Genomic DNA, 15848 nt, shown 5'->3' with positions numbered 1-15848 from the left:
CAAATGTGTTGCACTTGGGATTTGAATATGCGATACTCAGTTTCTTGATGCTGTATCCGATGCCCGTACATACATGCGCTATAAATATGTGAGCGAGTCTGACGCTCCGCAAACAGACAAAAAAACACAGCAGTTATATGATGTTTTTGATAATCTGAACTTAGACAATATTGAAATTCCAAATATTTTAGATGTTGGCGGTAGTTCAACGGGTCACTCTCTTAAGCTTGCAAAACGATTGTCATCGAAAACTAGCCAAATCACCTTGCTTGATATTTCGGCTGATTCACTGAACGCAGCTCGCCCCATCTATACCGCAGAAAAAAACATCACCACGACTTTCGAGCATGGCGATTTCAAATCTTTTTTTCCAAACACTCAATACGACCTCACACTTTGTTTGGGGCTGCTTTACTGCATTTCAGAAGACCACGCCTTTGTTTCGGCTATCAATAAGATGGCCAATGCCCTTCAAGCAGGTGGTTTATTGATTACGCGTGATGGATTAACCGATGTTGAACACAAAATTTATATGGCGTTTGGTGGAGTAATTCGTAATAGAAACATGTATCAACGTGCCTTTTATGATGCCGGTTTTGAGCTTATCGACAGTCGTGAGTTTACGATTGAAACACCCATTAAACGCGACATAGCCACCTGTGTTTGGCGCAAGCTTCCTGACAATGAAAAATAAAACCGAGCCCCAGCAGGAAAGCATACCGCCAGCTACAGGACAGCTACGAAAAATACAGCTTGTAGAGTTACAGCTTCTTAAAGAGCTTGATAAAGTTTGTCGCGACGAGAACATTCTTTACTGGATTGACGGTGGCACGCTACTTGGAGCGATCAGGCATGGTGGTTTTATCCCTTGGGATGATGATATTGATATTTGTATGCCACGAAATGAACTGAAACGTTTTTTGGCAAAGGCTCATAAATTATTCCCTGACTACATAGAAATTGACCATGCCAACATCGAACAAGATGCAGACTATGCCATTCCCTGTCGAATCCGAGATAAACGCACCAAAATTATTGAGACAAAAAGTACAGTTCATCTTAATCGCGGACTTTTTATTGATATTATACCGATAGACAGTTTTCATGTTTCAGGTCCTCGGCGGGTGTTAGAAATATGCGCCAAGGTCATTTATCGATATCTTTGCAAACTCTATAAGCCACAGCGGAACGCAACCTTTATTGATAAGGTACTCGTTATGTTTCATTTTTTAATGACTGGCTTATTACGATTAAAGGCCGATACTCCCATAAGGCTTTTTCGCAACTGGGTTCGAAAAAGATTTATTTATCGCCCTTTCAATGACGAAACCAATGGAGATCTTGGTTATGGATTCGATGTTTATTGGAAAAGAATATTTAAGAAAAATGATATCTTTCCCTTACAGCGCATCAAGTTTGAAAGTATAGAAGTGAACGCACCGCACAGACCTGAAAATGTATTGCCCATATTTTATGGTTCAAGCTACATGCAGCCGCCTCCGATCGATAAACGTAATACTCACCATTTCTCTACCGTTATTTTCGACACAGATATAACCCAAAAAATATTAGATAAAATGAAAGATACGTTATGATGCCTAATAATGTTCGAAATATCGCCATTATCCTTGCCTCTGGTTCTGGCACCCGCTTTCGCTCAGAAACTCCTAAACAATTTCTAAAGCTAGCCGGCAAGCGTGTCATTGAACACACGCTGGATTGTTTTCAGAACCATGCAGGCATTGATGAAATCATCATCGTCACTTCCCGTGAGCAAATAGCGCTTATGGAGGAAATTATTCTGCATGGTGATTACAGCAAGGTCACACGAGTGTTGCTAGGTGGCGATACACGGCAGGCTAGTTCGGCTGCTGGTATTGCAGCGATCAAAGGGGACAACCACAAAGTCCTCGTCCATGATGCGGTGCGACCTTTGCTGGATGCTGCCACCATTGACCGGTGTCTGAATGCATTGGAACACTTTGACGCCGTTGATACTGGAGTACCTTCCCCAGATACAGTGATTCAGGTGGATGCAGAAAACTGTATTACAAAGATTCCCGACCGTGAGCAGTTGCGTCTTGGGCAAACTCCGCAGGCATTTCGGGCGGGCTTATTGCGCAAGGCACATGCACTGGCTGCCACTGATTCAGAGCTCAAGGTTACGGATGATTGTGGATTGATTTTGCATTATGGACTGGGCAAGGTGCATGTGGTCGCCGGAGATACCAGCAATATCAAAATTACATATCCGTCAGATGTTTACCTTGCTGATCGCTTATTTCAACTGCGCTCGGGCACATTCCAGGCAGATGAAAACCTTTCCGCCTTACAAAACAAAGTAGTTGTAGTTCTGGGGGCCAGTAAGGGAATTGGGCAGGCAGTGCAACAGCTGGCAGAACTGCACGGTGCTCATATAGTGGCAGCTTCGCGCAGTAGTGGAATGGATGTTGCCAACAGCCAGGCGGTAAGGCATCTGTTTACAAGCGCCATGGAGCAGTTTGGTCGTATTGATTATGTGGTTAATACGGCCGGGGTGCTGCATACAGGCTTGCTGGCGGGGCAGAGTGATGAGGTAATTGACGAGCAACTTTTAACTAACTTGCGTGGCAGTATTGTCGTTGCGCGTGAAGCGTTTGAAGTGCTAAAAGAGCAAGGGGGCAGTATTGCTCTGTTTGCCTCTAGCTCATATACGAGGGGGCGCGCCCGCTCAGCCGTTTATTCAGCCACCAAGGCAGCTGTGGTCAACTTGATGCAGGGCCTGGCTGAAGAATATTTGCCGTTCAATGTGCGTATCAACGCAATCAACCCGGAGCGCACAGCCACCCCGATGCGTACAGAAAACTTTGGTAACGAGCCGCATGATTCCTTGCTGGATGCAAAGACAGTCGCTGGTGCGACGCTTCGGGTCTTGTTGACCGAACGGACCGGGCAGGTGATTGATGTCAGGCGTTAAATGGGTGCGTGAAGGTTGGAGGTTGCTGCTGCAATCTGCTTTGGCACTGGCTGGCTGGTTATTGATTGTCCCTTTGGTTTGGCTGGTGCCACGCCGCAAAGATTTGATTGTGGTGATTGGGCGGGATGGCGGCAAGTTTACCGACAATACAAAATATTTTTTTCTACAGGCGCAAAGCCTTTTACCCTCTGGCGTGAGGTGCGTTTGGCTGTCTTCTTTCCATCATGAGCAAACAAAGCTAGAAAGCTGTGGTTTGCCTGTCGCCGCCTATCCATCATGGCGGGGTGTTTGGTTGCTTATGCGTGCTGGTATCTTGGTGGTGGATTCTGTTGATTGGCACTTGCGAATGCGTCGCTTTTTATTGTCAGGCTCTCGCAAAGTTCAACTCTGGCATGGTGTTGGTTTCAAGCGGATTGAAAGCAACAAAGTACAACATGAGGCCAGTACAAAGAAATGGATTAGTAATCCGCTGATAGCACGTTTACGCTCGGGCTTACGATTTTTGACAGGCCGAAATATCCGCTATGATCTGGTTAATACGACATCCCGCTTTTATCTGGATGAGGTTTTTCGACCTGCTTTTTCCAGTCACTATTTTCTTGTATCAGGCTATCCGCGCAATACCTTCGACTGCTCTGATAAGGCGCTGATAGGTACTGATGCTCATATCATCCATAAAGCTAAAGCCTGGAAAAGCTCAGGGCGCAAAGTAGTGTTGGTTGTGCCCACATTTAGGGATTCTCGCTCTACACCGATAGGACTTGATGTAACTACCCGAAATATTCTGGATAACTGGTGTGAAATAAACGAGATAGAATTTGTGTTTAAGTTCCATGCGTCGGAAAAGGGTGCAACTGAAATTGCAGGAAAACACCTTCATCAATATGAATCAGGAGCAGACTTATATCCATTGATGTCCTGCGTCGATGCCATGGTGACAGATTATTCGTCCATTTATATGGATTTCTTGCTGCTTGATAAACCGGTGCTATTTTTGGTTCCGGATATGGAGGATTATGTGCAGTATGATCGTCAGATTCAGTTTGATTATGCGACGATGACGCCAGGTCCGAAAGTTAAAACATGGGGTGAATTGATTTGTGCGCTGGAGCAGCAGTGGAAAAGTGATAGTTACTGTTCACAGCGACAAGATTTGGCATTAAAAGCATTTGACGGCTTGCCTCAAGAAGAGGCAACACCCAAAATATTGCAGTTGATACTGGAAAAAGGGTGGTTAAGATCTAATATTCAGACTACTCGGGGTGTTCGCTAGTCAACCTGTACAAATGTTTTTCTATTTTTTCGGTAATATCATTCCAATAAAACCCTCTAGAACCAATCATCACAAAACGGTCTGTCATTTGTTTTTTTATTGCTTGTGCGAGGCTGCTTGGATTTCCAGGGCTGGCTAAATAAGGGGTCAACTGTTCTACTAACTCGGGAAAGTTCGCAGTCAAGTTTGGTGCGTGAGTAGCTACGATCGGCCGTTGCATAATCATGGCCTCGCTTACTTTATTGGGTGCAGCAGCATCTAAGAATGGCGAGCGGCGATGTGGAATCGCTAAAACATCACACGCGGCCTGCGCATAAGGCACATCTTGAAACAGCACATTGCCCAGATAGTGAATGCCGTCTTGAGTGAGGTCAAGGTCAGCGGCAGCTTTGCCGCCCAACAGCAGTTCTATGTTCTGCCCTTGTTTACGCAACAGCTGCACGGCGGCAATGAGGTCTTGTACACCACGGTCTGGCTCCATGCTGCCGAAATAGCCCACATAGCAAGCATCAGCGGGAAGTTGTAGTTTTTGTCGTGCCAGAGCTTGGTCTATCGGGCGAAAGTGCTCGGCATCTATACCGTTGCTCAAAATAGCATCTATGCCGTCTTGCCCTAGGTCGCGCAGCAGCGCATGACTGGCAAACAGGCGCATGTCGGCTTTTTTCAGTAGATAACCAAACAGATCAAAACCAAAAGGCCGTACATAGCCGCCAAACTCGTCATATTTGTCATACACGTCAAATACAAACTTGGTCTTGAGTTTTTGTGCCAGCCGATAGGCCATGAATGCGATGTAGCAATCACCGCTGGCTATTACAACGTCCACAGTAGGACGCTGGCGGCTTTGTTGCCAGTAGTGCGTAGCTAATGACAGGTTTTTTACAGGCGTGGAGGTGATACTTAATGTATCATTCTGAGTCGTGATGGTTTGCTTGCTGTGATAATCCACCAGCCATAATGTTACGTTGTTATTTTTTGCTAGGTGCAGTGGGAATTGGTAGTTGCGTCCAAATTTCTCCAGCAGGGCGTCACGATTAGTGTTAAAGCGCTTACCTATAAATAAAATATTTATCATATTCTTGAGCACACACTTTTAACCTTACTACCAAAACGCCCCCACTCAAACTGCCTCGCAAAATCTTGGATGTTCTCTTTTGGTAGAGGAACAGCTAATAATGCAATAACTTGTTTACTCAGCTGGCTATAGTTGTTCTTTTCGACAAGATAACCCGAGATACCTTCCGCTACCGCATCCACAATACCACCTGTTGCAAATGCCACCGTAGGGGTACCATGTGCTGCTGCTTCGACTGCCACCATACCAAAACCTTCTGGATCATCGGGAATATACCGCACAGGGAAAACATGAATATCCGCAGCTTCATATACGATTGCGAGCTGCTGTGGATCTGTAACCACACCTAAAAACAAAATATGCGCAGCTACGTTGTGCAGCGTAGCAGATTGTTGGATGCTGTCTATGGTCTGAATACTTGCACCTAGAGAGTTTTTTGGCGCTTCGCCCACAACTACTAGTACCGTTTCAGGTACAGACTGAACAATATCAAGTAATGAGTTTTCAACAAACTCTCTTAATCCTTTACGTGTCGTCAAGCGCCCAACGGAAAGTAGGATCTTTTTGCCTACCAAACCATGCTGCTGCTTAAAAGCGTGAATGCTGTCCTGAGGTTGCATTGTGTCGGGGATACTCACTCCTGGAGAAACAATATCTAACTTCTCTGCTGCTACACCTGCCTGCATTGCCAATGCTTTAGTTGGGCTGCTATTGACGATCACACGATCTAACCGTTTAAAACGAGAACGCCATAGTAGGCGATATACCATTTGGTTTGCTGTAATATCCAAACCATGTAAATAAGCAATCGCCTTAGCATGGTTTAATTTAGCCAGTAACCATACAAGTGGCGCAGTTAAACCACTGCCTGCAAGTAGTACCTTTGGCTGTAGTTTAAGTGTTAGAACAAACCCTTTGAAAAATGCACACCATAAAAATAGAAATAACGGCTTTAATGGAACTTCGATAATATCCACATTGGCAGGTTTTAGTGCTTTAGACCCTTTAGGTGCAATGACGGTTACCTGATGATATTTAGATAATTCATCTGCCATGTGCCAGTTTAGCCGCTCCATTCCACCAACCAGAGGTGGTAAATTACGTGTTATAAGAAGAATACGTTGCTTCTTCATTTTTTAATTTTCCCCAATTCAAAGCCTACCTTTGAAATACTTAAACCTAAAGTATCTTAAATATTTTCTAAGATAAAAGAATGAACAAATATAGCATTTTACCCCTGTAACTGGAAAAAAAGAAATAAAGACTAAAAAGCCACTAAATTATCAAACTTAGTGGCTATATCAATCAAATAGTCCGAGCACTTTGCTTCAACTCAAAATTTTCCAGCAACAGCGAATTGCACTTTTCCAGCAGTTTTTCATAATCTTCTTTCAGCTGCTCATAATCACTTTTCACCGCCTTGGTCTTAGTTTTCGCTTGCTCAATTTGCTGGGCAGGCGAAAGAAGATTTTGCCCTGCTGCCTGTGCAGCTAGCTCAATTGCCTCAATTAATGCAGCATGACGGCTCTTTTTAATTGAGCCTCGTTTACGTCCAGCCTCCATTGCAACCGTATCGTTATTAATGGCAGAGCCTTTCGGTAGAACAATCGGTTTGTTAGCTTTTAATCGCTCTAAAGCAGCGTAATAATCATTAAGTGCACTCATATTTTACACCTCAATATGGCTTTGTTGCACAAACCTATCTGTAAAGGCTTTTTCAGCGATATAATTTTCAAATGAAGAAGCCTACACACAAAATCTACCGCACAACCAATTGGCCCGCATATAACCGAGCACTCATAAGTCGCGGAAATATTGCCATTTGGTTTGATCCTGCTACGCAATGGTATGCTCCATCAAAAGGCAAACAAGGGCGAAATCAAACCTACTCCGACGCAGCTATCCAATGCTGCTTAATGATTAAATCCTTATTCCGTCTATCTTTACGTATGGTCACTGGCTTTGTGCAAAGTCTGATTAAACTTTGCGGATTAAATTGGACCGCACCAGATTACAGTACGCTTTGTAGAAGACAAAAGCATATTGATATTGCAATCAGCTACCAAAAAAGTAGCGATGGGCTGCATCTACTCGTAGACTCTACAGGCATGAAGTTTCTAGGTGAGGGCGAATGGAAACGCAAGAAACATGGATCTGAATATCGTCGCCAATGGCGTAAACTACATATTGGTATAGATGCCAAAACCCTACAAATACGCGCTATTCAGCTCACAACCAATAATGTCAGTGATTCACAGGTGCTTGGTGATTTACTTAATCAGATTCCACAAGATGAGCAGATTGACTCTGTTTATACCGATGGAGCTTATGACACCAAGCAATGCCGTCAGGTCATTGCAGATCGGCAAGCACATGCGGTGATTCCACCTAGAAAAAATGCGAAACCATGGAAAGATACAAAGAGTAGCTCGCTAGAGCGAAATGAATTACTTCGAACAGTTAAACGTTTAGGCAGGACATTATGGAAAAAATGGTCAGGCTATCATCGCCGCAGTTTGGTGGAAACCAAGATGCATTGCATCAAATTATTAGGCGATAAATTAATGGCAAGAAGCTTTCCTAGTCAGGTGAATGAAATTCATGCACGTGTAGCAGTCCTCAACAGATTTACGGAATTAGGTCGACCACTTACCCAAGTTACGCCTTAAATTTGGCTCAATTAGGGGCACTTTGCATTTCAAATCTTTGTGCAACAAAGCCTAAAAAACAGTAAAATTAATTTAAATAAAACCGCAATATGATTAATTTTAAACCATATTGCGGTGATTTTCATATATTAAAAACCTAAATAGCCTCTTAATATAAATTAGCGACAATTTGAAGGACGGAATTTAGGATCTAAAGTACCACTAGTTGAACCGGAACAAGACCACTCCATACCACCACCTGATGGAGTACCTTTCATAATTAAAGTTTCGCCTGCAGCAACTTTAGTATTATAAGTAATAACAATCGTACTACCATTTACAAGCACAGATCTTACAGCATTACCCTTAATACTGCCAGCAGGTGCCAAGCCAACTGAAGCATTACCGGTAGCGCCAGGCCAACGATTATTAGATGAATAAAACTCAGTAATACCTGTTTTAGCACCACCAGCCAAACTTAAACCTTCAGAAACGTGTGAACGTTTCGTATAGTTCTGATAAGCAGGAATCGCAATTGCAGCAAGAATACCGATAATAGCGACCACAATCATAAGCTCGATGAGCGTGAAGCCCTTCTGCATTGTATTCATAACATTCTCCACAAATGTTGTTAATTTAGTTATAAGCTTTGTAAGCTATTTTAATATTAGCACTAAACGCGCCAACTTTTATTATAGACAATTTACACAGAAAAACAGCATCTTATACATAAAAAAATTCAGACCACTAATTCATCTGTATATTTTTGTTAAAAAGTGACAATTATTGTCAGGCAGTGTTCTGTGATTTAGACAAATATTGTCATTATGTGATTTATATCACATTTTTAAGCTAAGCAGTGGAAGTATAACGAGACTCACTGTAAGCGTCCGCTGAATCCCATACCAATTTTTAATCCGATTTAGGTTTCCAGCAGTGTGGCAGTAACTCTTCAATCTGGGTCACTTTATGTGTCGGCAGCCTTTTCAGCACATCACTTAAATAGGCATACGGATCCAAGCCATTCAGCTTTGCTGACTGGATTAAAGTCATGATATTGGCAGCTCGTTGGCCGCTGCGCAGCGAGCCAGCAAACAGCCAGTTCTTACGTCCCAACGCCCAGGGGCGCATCTGATTGTCGGGTAGTCAGACGCAGTTACCTACGTCCAACCCCCTAAGAACCGTGCATGCGAGTTTCCCAGCACACGGCTCAAGCCTCTGCTAAGGCGCCATTCGGCACCCGGTTATACATCGTTGACATTGGCAAACTGAACATTCCTCGGACAATACAGATGGTAAATCTCAAGATTAGCAACTGCATCCGTTCCACCATGACTTAGCTTCACAATATGACGGCTGTGCCATGGTGTATCTTTGGTGACTGGTTTAAGACAGGCGCAGCAGCGACCACCTTGTTTTAGCCACACCCGATACAGCTTGGCTCGCCCCTTTGCGGAGACCAGCATTCTTTTACCCCATCGGGATTCGAAGTACTCATCCCATGCGGGGTCATGAGGGTTAGCAGCAGCCTTGATCTTGATATGTCGCACAATTGGCGTGTCCGAGGCAGACACTAATGTGTATTGTCGCTTCCGACCATCGGCGGACTGTTCATCACATGAGAACACCCATCGACGCGCTCCTTGTACTTTGAAATACCGATCTTTGACCCATCGGAGTGTCTTGCGAGGGTGGCGACGTACAGCCCATCGCCAGAGCATTTCCCACACTGCGTTGTCTACCTGGTTGAAAACCTTCTTGGCAACGACATGACTATGATAGTTGGCCCAACCCCTTAGAGTCGGGTTGAGCAAACCGATCAAAGTGGCCTGTCGTGTCGCTTTGTTTGCATTGATTAATGCTCGCAGCTTGTCAAGGTGAGCGCTGATGTTTGCCTTTGACGGCTTGATCAGTAGCTTGCCGTTGTACTTACGTACGTTCCAGCCAAGAAAATCGAACCCGTTCCCTATGTGCGTGATTTTGGTCTTTTCCTGAGAGAGCACGAGACCGCGCTGCGCCAGAAATTCAACCACGGCAGGACGAACTTCATTTTCGAGCCACTCTTTAGAATACCCCGTGATGATGAAATCATCCGCATACCGTACCAGTTGCAGCTTTTTGCCTGTCCATTTGGCGTTAGAGAACCTCTTAGCCAGCATCGTTTCCAGTCCGTCCAAGGTCATGTTGGCCAGCACCGGGGAGATAATACCTCCTTGCGGTGTTCCGGAAAGACTGGGAAACAGCTTGCTTTGGTAGACGTAACCGGCTTTGAGCCATTTCCGTAGAATCACCTTGTCCATTGGGAGGTTGGCGATCATCCAGTCATGGCTGATATTGTCGAAACAGCCTTGAATGTCACCCTCTAGCACCCACTCCGCACTTACTTTTCTTGACAGCACACCAAAGCACTGTGCTGCAGCATCCGCGGTTGAGCGTTGCGGTCTGAACCCATAAGAGTTCCGATCAGCGATGGTCTCCGCGATGGGTTCCAAAGCCAGCAGATGGAGCGCCTGCATGGCCCGGCATTTCATCGTGGGTATCCCGAGAGGTCTCATCTTGCCATTTTTCTTCGGAATAAGGACTCTCCGAAGCGGAAGGGGCGTGTAACCTCGCCTCTTCAACGACATCATCGCACCGGTCTTGGCCTTGGGTGTATTCCAAGTCACCTTGTCGACCCCAGCCGTGTTTTTGCCTTTGTTTTCAGACACTCGTTTGACGGCCAATGCTTTGCCACTAAACGAGTGAGTCAGCAGCCATTGCAAAGCTTTCGCCTTGTTATGCCTGCCGTCTTGTACCGCCTTCACAATACGCGCTTGCAGCCCTCTGACATGACGCTGTACAGCAATCCAATCGATGCTGTCCCACGATGTGCTGGAAGGTGCACACGCTGATACTGCTGCATTCATTTGCTCTCCCTCCATTAAAAGGGTTCTACACACTCTCTTGTGATGAGAGACCATAAGGACGTCAGCCCGCTTTCGCGTGGGGTAATGTTTCAACCTCTATCCAACCCATTACAGACTGGCATTCGCTTTTTCCTCGTTCCTTCGCCCGCATCACCATGGGCAGTTTTTGCAAACTGCTTTCCCAATGGGAGTAATACGGGATTTCCACGTTCCGCTTACTGAAGTACATCGGCTTAGGTGCCTGCTATCGACCGGGAGGCGTATGGGTCACGAATGCGTAGTCGAAAGACGCAATTCCCACCTCCATTACCGTTTTGGTTCGAGCGTATCAGCCATTTCCGCTCGTTCAACTTAACGATCGTTACGCAGATTCACATGTGTTCACCATACCGATTATCTAGCCCTTGTCCGGCTATGGCTGCCAGAAGGGTACGCCTCTCACGATTGATACCCCGCACCTTGCGGTGCCTCGTTACATTGTCGAAGGCGCTCTTTATTCAGCCTTCTAGATTCACCCGGTGACACGGGTGGTTCCCGCAGGGGGAACAACTTCATTAAGCGACTTCGTGTCGCACCTCAACCCAATTATTATCTATAGGTAAATTGCCATCATCCAGATAGCGGCTTAAGGCTGGCCAACGCTTCAGAGTGTAATTGATCGCCTTGGCGGTTGGAGAACTCGATGGTACCGTCAGTTGATGTTGGTTGAGCCATTCATATAGTTGTTGCATCACTGGTTGACTATGCTGTTGTCGGTATTCGCGGCGGTCTTCCACTGTACCATCGGTCTTTTTCCTGAGTTCTGCTTCTATCGCATACAGTTTCTGAATCAGCACCAATGCCTGTGCAGCGACCTGACTTTTCCCGGTCACATGCAGTTCATGGAATTTACGACGTGCATGGGCCATGCAGCCCACCTCGATGACCTGGCCTGATTTAAAGCGTGCTTTATAACCACTGTAATCATCACAGACTAGATTGCCCTGCCAGCCTTTCAAGAACTCTGCAGCATGCTGGCCTGAACGACTATCCTGAAAGTCATAGATCACCGCCTGAACTGGATTGTACTGTGTAGTGGCATAGGCCCAGACATAACCTTTCTTCGGTTTTTTATCATTCTCACCCATCCGCATGATGGTGACCGGCGTTTCATCGGCATGGATCACCCGCTGTTGCAGCACCACCTGTTTTAAGGCATTGGCCAGAGGTTCCAGTTCCACACCGCAGCGACCTATCCAGTCAGATAACGTTGATCTAGAAAGCTCGATTCCCGCCCGCTGATAGATCAGACGTTGACGGTACAGCGGTAAATGATCGGCATACTTCGATACCAGCACATGGCTGAGCAGTTCAGGTGAAGCAATGCCTTTATCAATCACATAGGCAGGCATCGCTTGCTGAGTCAGGGTGTCACACTGATCACAGACCCATTTGCCACGGACATGCTGTTCCTTGTAGAACTGTGCCGGTCTGAAATGCAGTTTTTCACTGATATCTTCGCCGATACGACGTAACTGGCAGCCACAACTGCATTGGGTTGATGCAGGTTCATGCTCAATACGGATGGTGTGTAGATGATCGGGCAGCAGTCGACGTTTAGGTTTATTTGCTTTGGCTTTGTGTGTCGCTGCATCGGTTTTATCTGCATTCAGCCGTTCCAGTTCCAGATCAACGGCTGCAATATCTTCTTCGACCGCTTCATCCCAGAGATGGATTTGTTTTGCAGTAAGATGTTCGTTTTTACTGCCGAATTTGTGCTGTTTAAATAGTGCGAGTTCATGCTCGTATTTTTGATTGAGAATAGAAAGATGTTGAACTTTAGAATCTAATTGCTGATTGGTGACTTCAAGATGTTGAACTCTGGCATCTAATTGCTGGTTTGATTGTGCTAGAGACTGATGCTGCAGCGCCAACTGCCTGGTGAATTCCAGCAGTTGTTCATGGGTCAGTTGGCTTAAGTCAGGCAGCGTATTCATGACCGCAGTATGCCTGAGGTCATGAGAAGAATGAAATAGAACGTTTGGAGAATAGCAGAATGGAGCAGCCTGGTTTAAAGCATCGCCACCACCTGCTGTCGTCCAATGCGCTGCCAGGGCAAACCTTGGATCAGTGCCTGTAACTGTTCCGGGCTGAGGGCCACGGTTTCACCTTGGTGAACTTGAGCCCAGTGAAATTTGCCCTGTTCCAGCCGCCGGGCACACAGCCAGATGCCCAATCCATCATGTACCAGTACTTTCATGCGATGGCCACGTTTATTACAGAACAGGTAAGCACAATGCGGTTTGATGTAGCCAAAGGCTCTCACCACCTGAGCCATGGTCGTATCCATACCTGCACGCATGTCCATGGGCTGAGTAGACAACCAGATTTCATCAATGCGGATCATGTTGCAAGTGCCTTGAGTAATTCTGCCAAGGCAGGTATTTCTGATGTCTGCCATTTTAGCTGAATATCATTATTCGTATGAGGCACGGTGATACACAACGTGATCCTCTCATCAATAGGTTGGCTGATTGCAGCAGTGTAAGGCAAAGCAATAAATGCTGGATTCACATGAGTAGGATCCTGCACGGCACCCTCATGATGGCTGAAGATCCTGATCCAACGACTGACAAGGTTGGCATTAATACTATGTTGCAGTGCGACCGAAGCGATCGAGGTATTAGGATTTTTGCAGGCATTGACAATACTGAGTTTGAATTCTTTGCTGTATGTTCTGCGTTTTTTAGCAACAGGAGGTGTTGCTGAATATATATCCATGTTCATGGATTAAGTCCCCACTTGTTTTTAGGTGGGAACTAAATTAAGGCTTATAGGATCGCTTGGTAAGGCTGTGTTAGCCGGATGCTTACGACTCACTTAAGTTGCTTGTCCATTTGTATGCAGTAAGCTTGTGATAATTCGCAACTATGCGGATCAACGTAATATGCTATTTGAAATAGTAGTTAAGTTTTGTCATCTTGGCTATTGAAAAGGATTTGTGTGCTGTTTTAAGTACTCGATACCAATTTGCTTAGAACCAGCGTAAGTTAGATGTTGATTATCTCTATATAAAGCAACATTATTAAGTGAAGAAAAACAAGAATTCTTATTACAAATTATATTGTTAAAATCTATAACCACAAGATTTTTATGTTCTTTTTTAATTATGTTTAATATTTCATGCCATTCCATAAAGTCTTCTTCATATTTTTTTCTTTCAAAACTGCAATCTGAAAAAGAAGATCTCACATGACAGTTGACATCCACGTCTGTAAGAATTGGATTGTCATTCATTAAAACAGGTATAGCACCTGAATTTTCAATCAGAGTTATAGAATTCTTCAATCCTTCTATAAAGAATGCTTTAGAGGAAGAGGTGGAAGGAGTTGTATTTGTAGAGTAAAGATTGCGCTTCCAGTTATGAGGGAAGTAACCACCCATAACGACATACTTAAATTTATTTGCATGTATGAGATTAGCAACTGTTGTGTTATGGGGGTAATAATCTGATATTAAATGAATCTCCTTGCTTTTTGGATTTTGTACAGATCTGTGCAGTCCGTATAAAAAGGCTGAGGAAGACTTTGTGAGTTCATAACCTTGTAAATTGGCATCTAATAAAAGGTGATTGATGAAGCCTGATTGTGCATTAGCATGACTATCTCCAATCAATAATACAGAAATTTTTTCAGCATTTTTATTACCCATTAAACAATCGTTAATGGGGTGTTGATTTTGGTCAATACATTTTATGATTGGTGTATCCAGTGTATTATTATTTTCTTCTTTTTGGTGAAATAGTGAACTACTTGTACTGAGAAAAATAATAAATAAGGATGGAAGGATAAATAATTTTTTTATGGGCATAGTTGCTGTTTTTGAAGTTTTTTTAATTTTTTTCTCAATTTTTTCATAAGTTAAGACAGAAAATACAATCGTAAAAACTAAAATTAAAATTTTTACAATTAAATTTAAACTAATAGAAAGTATTGTTAAATAAACGATAATAGGCCAATGCCACAAGTACATTGGATATGAAATTTTTCCAATATACTCTATCCATTTGGTTGAAAGTCCAGTGGAGTACTTTCCAAAGTAGATAAACCCTGCAGCAGAAAGACAAGGGAGTAAGGCTGTAAAAGAAGGAAATAGAGATCGACTATCAATAAAAGAACTTGATGCAACAATGATAAAAATAAAAAGAATGCTTAATAATATTGATGTATTTTTATCGAGATTTGAAGAAGGTAAAAATACTAAAGCAGCACCGATTGTAAATTCAAATATTCGAGAAGGAAGCAAATAGTAGGCAGCAATTGGATTACTTTGAATTAGTAGGTGAGAGGTAATCAATGAGAGTATAGTAATAAAAAATAATGAAAAAATTTTAAAATTTTTTGATAGTTGAATGATCCCTAAAAGTAATAACGGCCAAATTAAATAAAATTGCTCTTCTAGGCTTAAAGACCAAATATGTAAGAGAGGTGTTGATTTCCCTGAAATACTAAAATAATCGTTTAATAAAGTGGTGTAATAAATATTGGATGTGAGAGTGACAGTTGCTGCTGCTGTTTTTAAATACTGAAACCATTCTTCAGGGGTAAGAATGAAGTAAAAAGCAATAGAGCAAATTGATAATACAGTAAAAAAAGCTGGCGCTAGACGTAGCACTCTTCTTTGGTAGAAGTGTTTGAAAGAAAATGATCCTGATTTCTTTTTTTCCGACAGAATATTTTTTGTAATGAGATATCCTGAAATAACAAAAAAGACATCTACGCCTATAAATCCACCTGAAAAAAAAGAAAAATCTAAATGATTCAGTATTACTAGTAATACTGCAAGTGCACGTAAAATATCGATATGCGATTGATATTCGGACTTCATAGGATGCTAAGTCATTTTTTATAAATAAAAATTTAAGGAAATGTAGCAGAAGAATTGCGATTTGAGAATGCCTTATTATTTTTTGCAGTTTTTCAGATATCAGAATAGTTAGTTGCTTTAATTC

Annotated in this window: 13 protein-coding genes and 2 pseudogenes; 5 read left to right on the top strand and 10 right to left on the bottom strand. The window is 43.5% G+C overall.

Going from position 1 to position 15848, the window contains the following annotated elements; genetic code table 11:
• Nucleotides 1-73: 73 nt before the first annotated feature.
• Genes A3K93_RS11095 through A3K93_RS11080 form a run of 4 tightly spaced genes read left to right on the top strand, consistent with a single transcriptional unit; the run spans nt 74 to nt 4229 of the window.
• Nucleotides 74-694 (top strand): class I SAM-dependent methyltransferase, encoded by a 621-nt coding sequence (locus tag A3K93_RS11095; protein WP_067731274.1) that lies wholly within the window; start codon nt 74-76, stop codon nt 692-694.
• Complete coding sequence (locus A3K93_RS11090) at nt 684-1595, top strand: LicD family protein (protein ID WP_067731273.1); 912 nt, start codon at nt 684-686, stop codon at nt 1593-1595. Before A3K93_RS11095 ends, A3K93_RS11090 begins: the two co-directional genes overlap by 11 nt.
• Nucleotides 1592-2956 (top strand): 2-C-methyl-D-erythritol 4-phosphate cytidylyltransferase, encoded by a 1365-nt coding sequence (gene ispD, locus A3K93_RS11085; protein ID WP_067731272.1) that lies wholly within the window; start codon nt 1592-1594, stop codon nt 2954-2956. Before A3K93_RS11090 ends, ispD begins: the two co-directional genes overlap by 4 nt.
• Nucleotides 2943-4229 carry a CDP-glycerol glycerophosphotransferase family protein gene (locus tag A3K93_RS11080; RefSeq protein ID WP_067731271.1) on the top strand — a complete coding sequence of 429 codons (1287 nt, stop codon included), beginning with the start codon at nt 2943-2945 and terminating at the stop codon, nt 4227-4229. Before ispD ends, A3K93_RS11080 begins: the two co-directional genes overlap by 14 nt.
• On the opposite strand, the gene A3K93_RS11075 is transcribed toward A3K93_RS11080, so the two are convergent.
• From A3K93_RS11075 to A3K93_RS11065, 3 genes are all read right to left on the bottom strand, one after another.
• On the bottom strand, nt 4210-5316 hold the full coding sequence (locus tag A3K93_RS11075) for a glycosyltransferase family 4 protein (protein WP_157883276.1): 1107 nt from the start codon (nt 5314-5316) through the stop codon (nt 4210-4212). The genes A3K93_RS11080 and A3K93_RS11075 overlap by 20 nt on opposite strands.
• Nucleotides 5301-6437, bottom strand: coding sequence for a glycosyltransferase family 4 protein (locus A3K93_RS11070; protein WP_067731269.1), 1137 nt, complete (start codon nt 6435-6437; stop codon nt 5301-5303). Before A3K93_RS11070 ends, A3K93_RS11075 begins: the two co-directional genes overlap by 16 nt.
• A 172-nt stretch (nt 6438-6609) precedes the next feature.
• The gene (locus A3K93_RS11065) at nt 6610-6969 is read right to left on the bottom strand and encodes a hypothetical protein (RefSeq protein WP_067731268.1); all 360 of its coding nucleotides are present in this window, start codon (nt 6967-6969) and stop codon (nt 6610-6612) included.
• A 71-nt stretch (nt 6970-7040) separates the two neighbouring features.
• On the opposite strand from A3K93_RS11065, the gene A3K93_RS11060 reads away from it, so the two are divergent.
• The gene (locus tag A3K93_RS11060; RefSeq protein WP_081408534.1) at nt 7041-7973 is read left to right on the top strand and encodes an IS5-like element IS17 family transposase; all 933 of its coding nucleotides are present in this window, start codon (nt 7041-7043) and stop codon (nt 7971-7973) included.
• A gap of 158 nt (nt 7974-8131) precedes the next feature.
• On the opposite strand, the gene A3K93_RS11055 is transcribed toward A3K93_RS11060, so the two are convergent.
• The 7 genes and pseudogenes from A3K93_RS11055 to A3K93_RS11025 all read right to left on the bottom strand — a co-directional run bounded on the left by A3K93_RS11055 (nt 8132) and on the right by A3K93_RS11025 (nt 15724).
• Nucleotides 8132-8554, bottom strand: a complete 423-nt coding sequence (locus A3K93_RS11055) for a pilin (RefSeq protein WP_442855660.1) — start codon at nt 8552-8554, stop codon at nt 8132-8134.
• Nucleotides 8555-8864: 310 nt separating this feature from the next.
• Nucleotides 8865-9092, bottom strand: a pseudogene (locus A3K93_RS11050) (transposase domain-containing protein); the annotation flags it as partial.
• Nucleotides 9093-9196: 104 nt separating this feature from the next.
• Nucleotides 9197-10858 carry a group II intron reverse transcriptase/maturase gene (gene ltrA, locus A3K93_RS11045; RefSeq protein WP_067731626.1) on the bottom strand — a complete coding sequence of 554 codons (1662 nt, stop codon included), beginning with the start codon at nt 10856-10858 and terminating at the stop codon, nt 9197-9199.
• A gap of 575 nt (nt 10859-11433) precedes the next feature.
• Nucleotides 11434-12834, bottom strand: a pseudogene (gene tnpC, locus A3K93_RS11040) (IS66 family transposase); the annotation flags it as partial.
• A gap of 74 nt (nt 12835-12908) precedes the next feature.
• Nucleotides 12909-13244 carry an IS66 family insertion sequence element accessory protein TnpB gene (tnpB, locus tag A3K93_RS11035; protein WP_067731266.1) on the bottom strand — a complete coding sequence of 112 codons (336 nt, stop codon included), beginning with the start codon at nt 13242-13244 and terminating at the stop codon, nt 12909-12911.
• Entirely contained in the window at nt 13241-13624 is a 384-nt protein-coding gene (locus tag A3K93_RS11030; protein ID WP_001055589.1) for a transposase, read from the bottom strand. The genes tnpB and A3K93_RS11030 overlap by 4 nt, the downstream gene beginning before the upstream one ends.
• Before the next feature lie 198 nt (nt 13625-13822).
• Nucleotides 13823-15724 carry an acyltransferase family protein gene (locus A3K93_RS11025; RefSeq protein ID WP_067731265.1) on the bottom strand — a complete coding sequence of 634 codons (1902 nt, stop codon included), beginning with the start codon at nt 15722-15724 and terminating at the stop codon, nt 13823-13825.
• Nucleotides 15725-15848 lie beyond the last annotated feature (124 nt).

Source organism: Acinetobacter sp. NCu2D-2, from assembly GCF_001647675.1.
Classification (GTDB): Bacteria; Pseudomonadota; Gammaproteobacteria; order Pseudomonadales; family Moraxellaceae; genus Acinetobacter.
Note: the sequence above shows the minus strand (reverse complement) of the source record. Positions and strands in the feature narration are given on the sequence as shown.

Coding starts and splice junctions, on each gene's coding strand:
- ispD (WP_067731272.1), top strand. CDS start 1,592: ATGATGCCTAATAATGTTCGAAATATCGCCATTATCCTTGCCTCTGGT.
- A3K93_RS11080 (WP_067731271.1), top strand. CDS start 2,943: ATGTCAGGCGTTAAATGGGTGCGTGAAGGTTGGAGGTTGCTGCTGCAA.
- A3K93_RS11095 (WP_067731274.1), top strand. CDS start 74: ATGCGCTATAAATATGTGAGCGAGTCTGACGCTCCGCAAACAGACAAA.
- A3K93_RS11055 (WP_442855660.1), bottom strand. CDS start 8,554: ATGCAGAAGGGCTTCACGCTCATCGAGCTTATGATTGTGGTCGCTATT.
- A3K93_RS11070 (WP_067731269.1), bottom strand. CDS start 6,437: ATGAAGAAGCAACGTATTCTTCTTATAACACGTAATTTACCACCTCTG.
- tnpB (WP_067731266.1), bottom strand. CDS start 13,244: ATGATCCGCATTGATGAAATCTGGTTGTCTACTCAGCCCATGGACATG.
- A3K93_RS11065 (WP_067731268.1), bottom strand. CDS start 6,969: ATGAGTGCACTTAATGATTATTACGCTGCTTTAGAGCGATTAAAAGCT.
- A3K93_RS11090 (WP_067731273.1), top strand. CDS start 684: ATGAAAAATAAAACCGAGCCCCAGCAGGAAAGCATACCGCCAGCTACA.
- A3K93_RS11025 (WP_067731265.1), bottom strand. CDS start 15,724: ATGAAGTCCGAATATCAATCGCATATCGATATTTTACGTGCACTTGCA.
- A3K93_RS11030 (WP_001055589.1), bottom strand. CDS start 13,624: ATGAACATGGATATATATTCAGCAACACCTCCTGTTGCTAAAAAACGC.
- A3K93_RS11060 (WP_081408534.1), top strand. CDS start 7,041: ATGAAGAAGCCTACACACAAAATCTACCGCACAACCAATTGGCCCGCA.
- ltrA (WP_067731626.1), bottom strand. CDS start 10,858: ATGAATGCAGCAGTATCAGCGTGTGCACCTTCCAGCACATCGTGGGAC.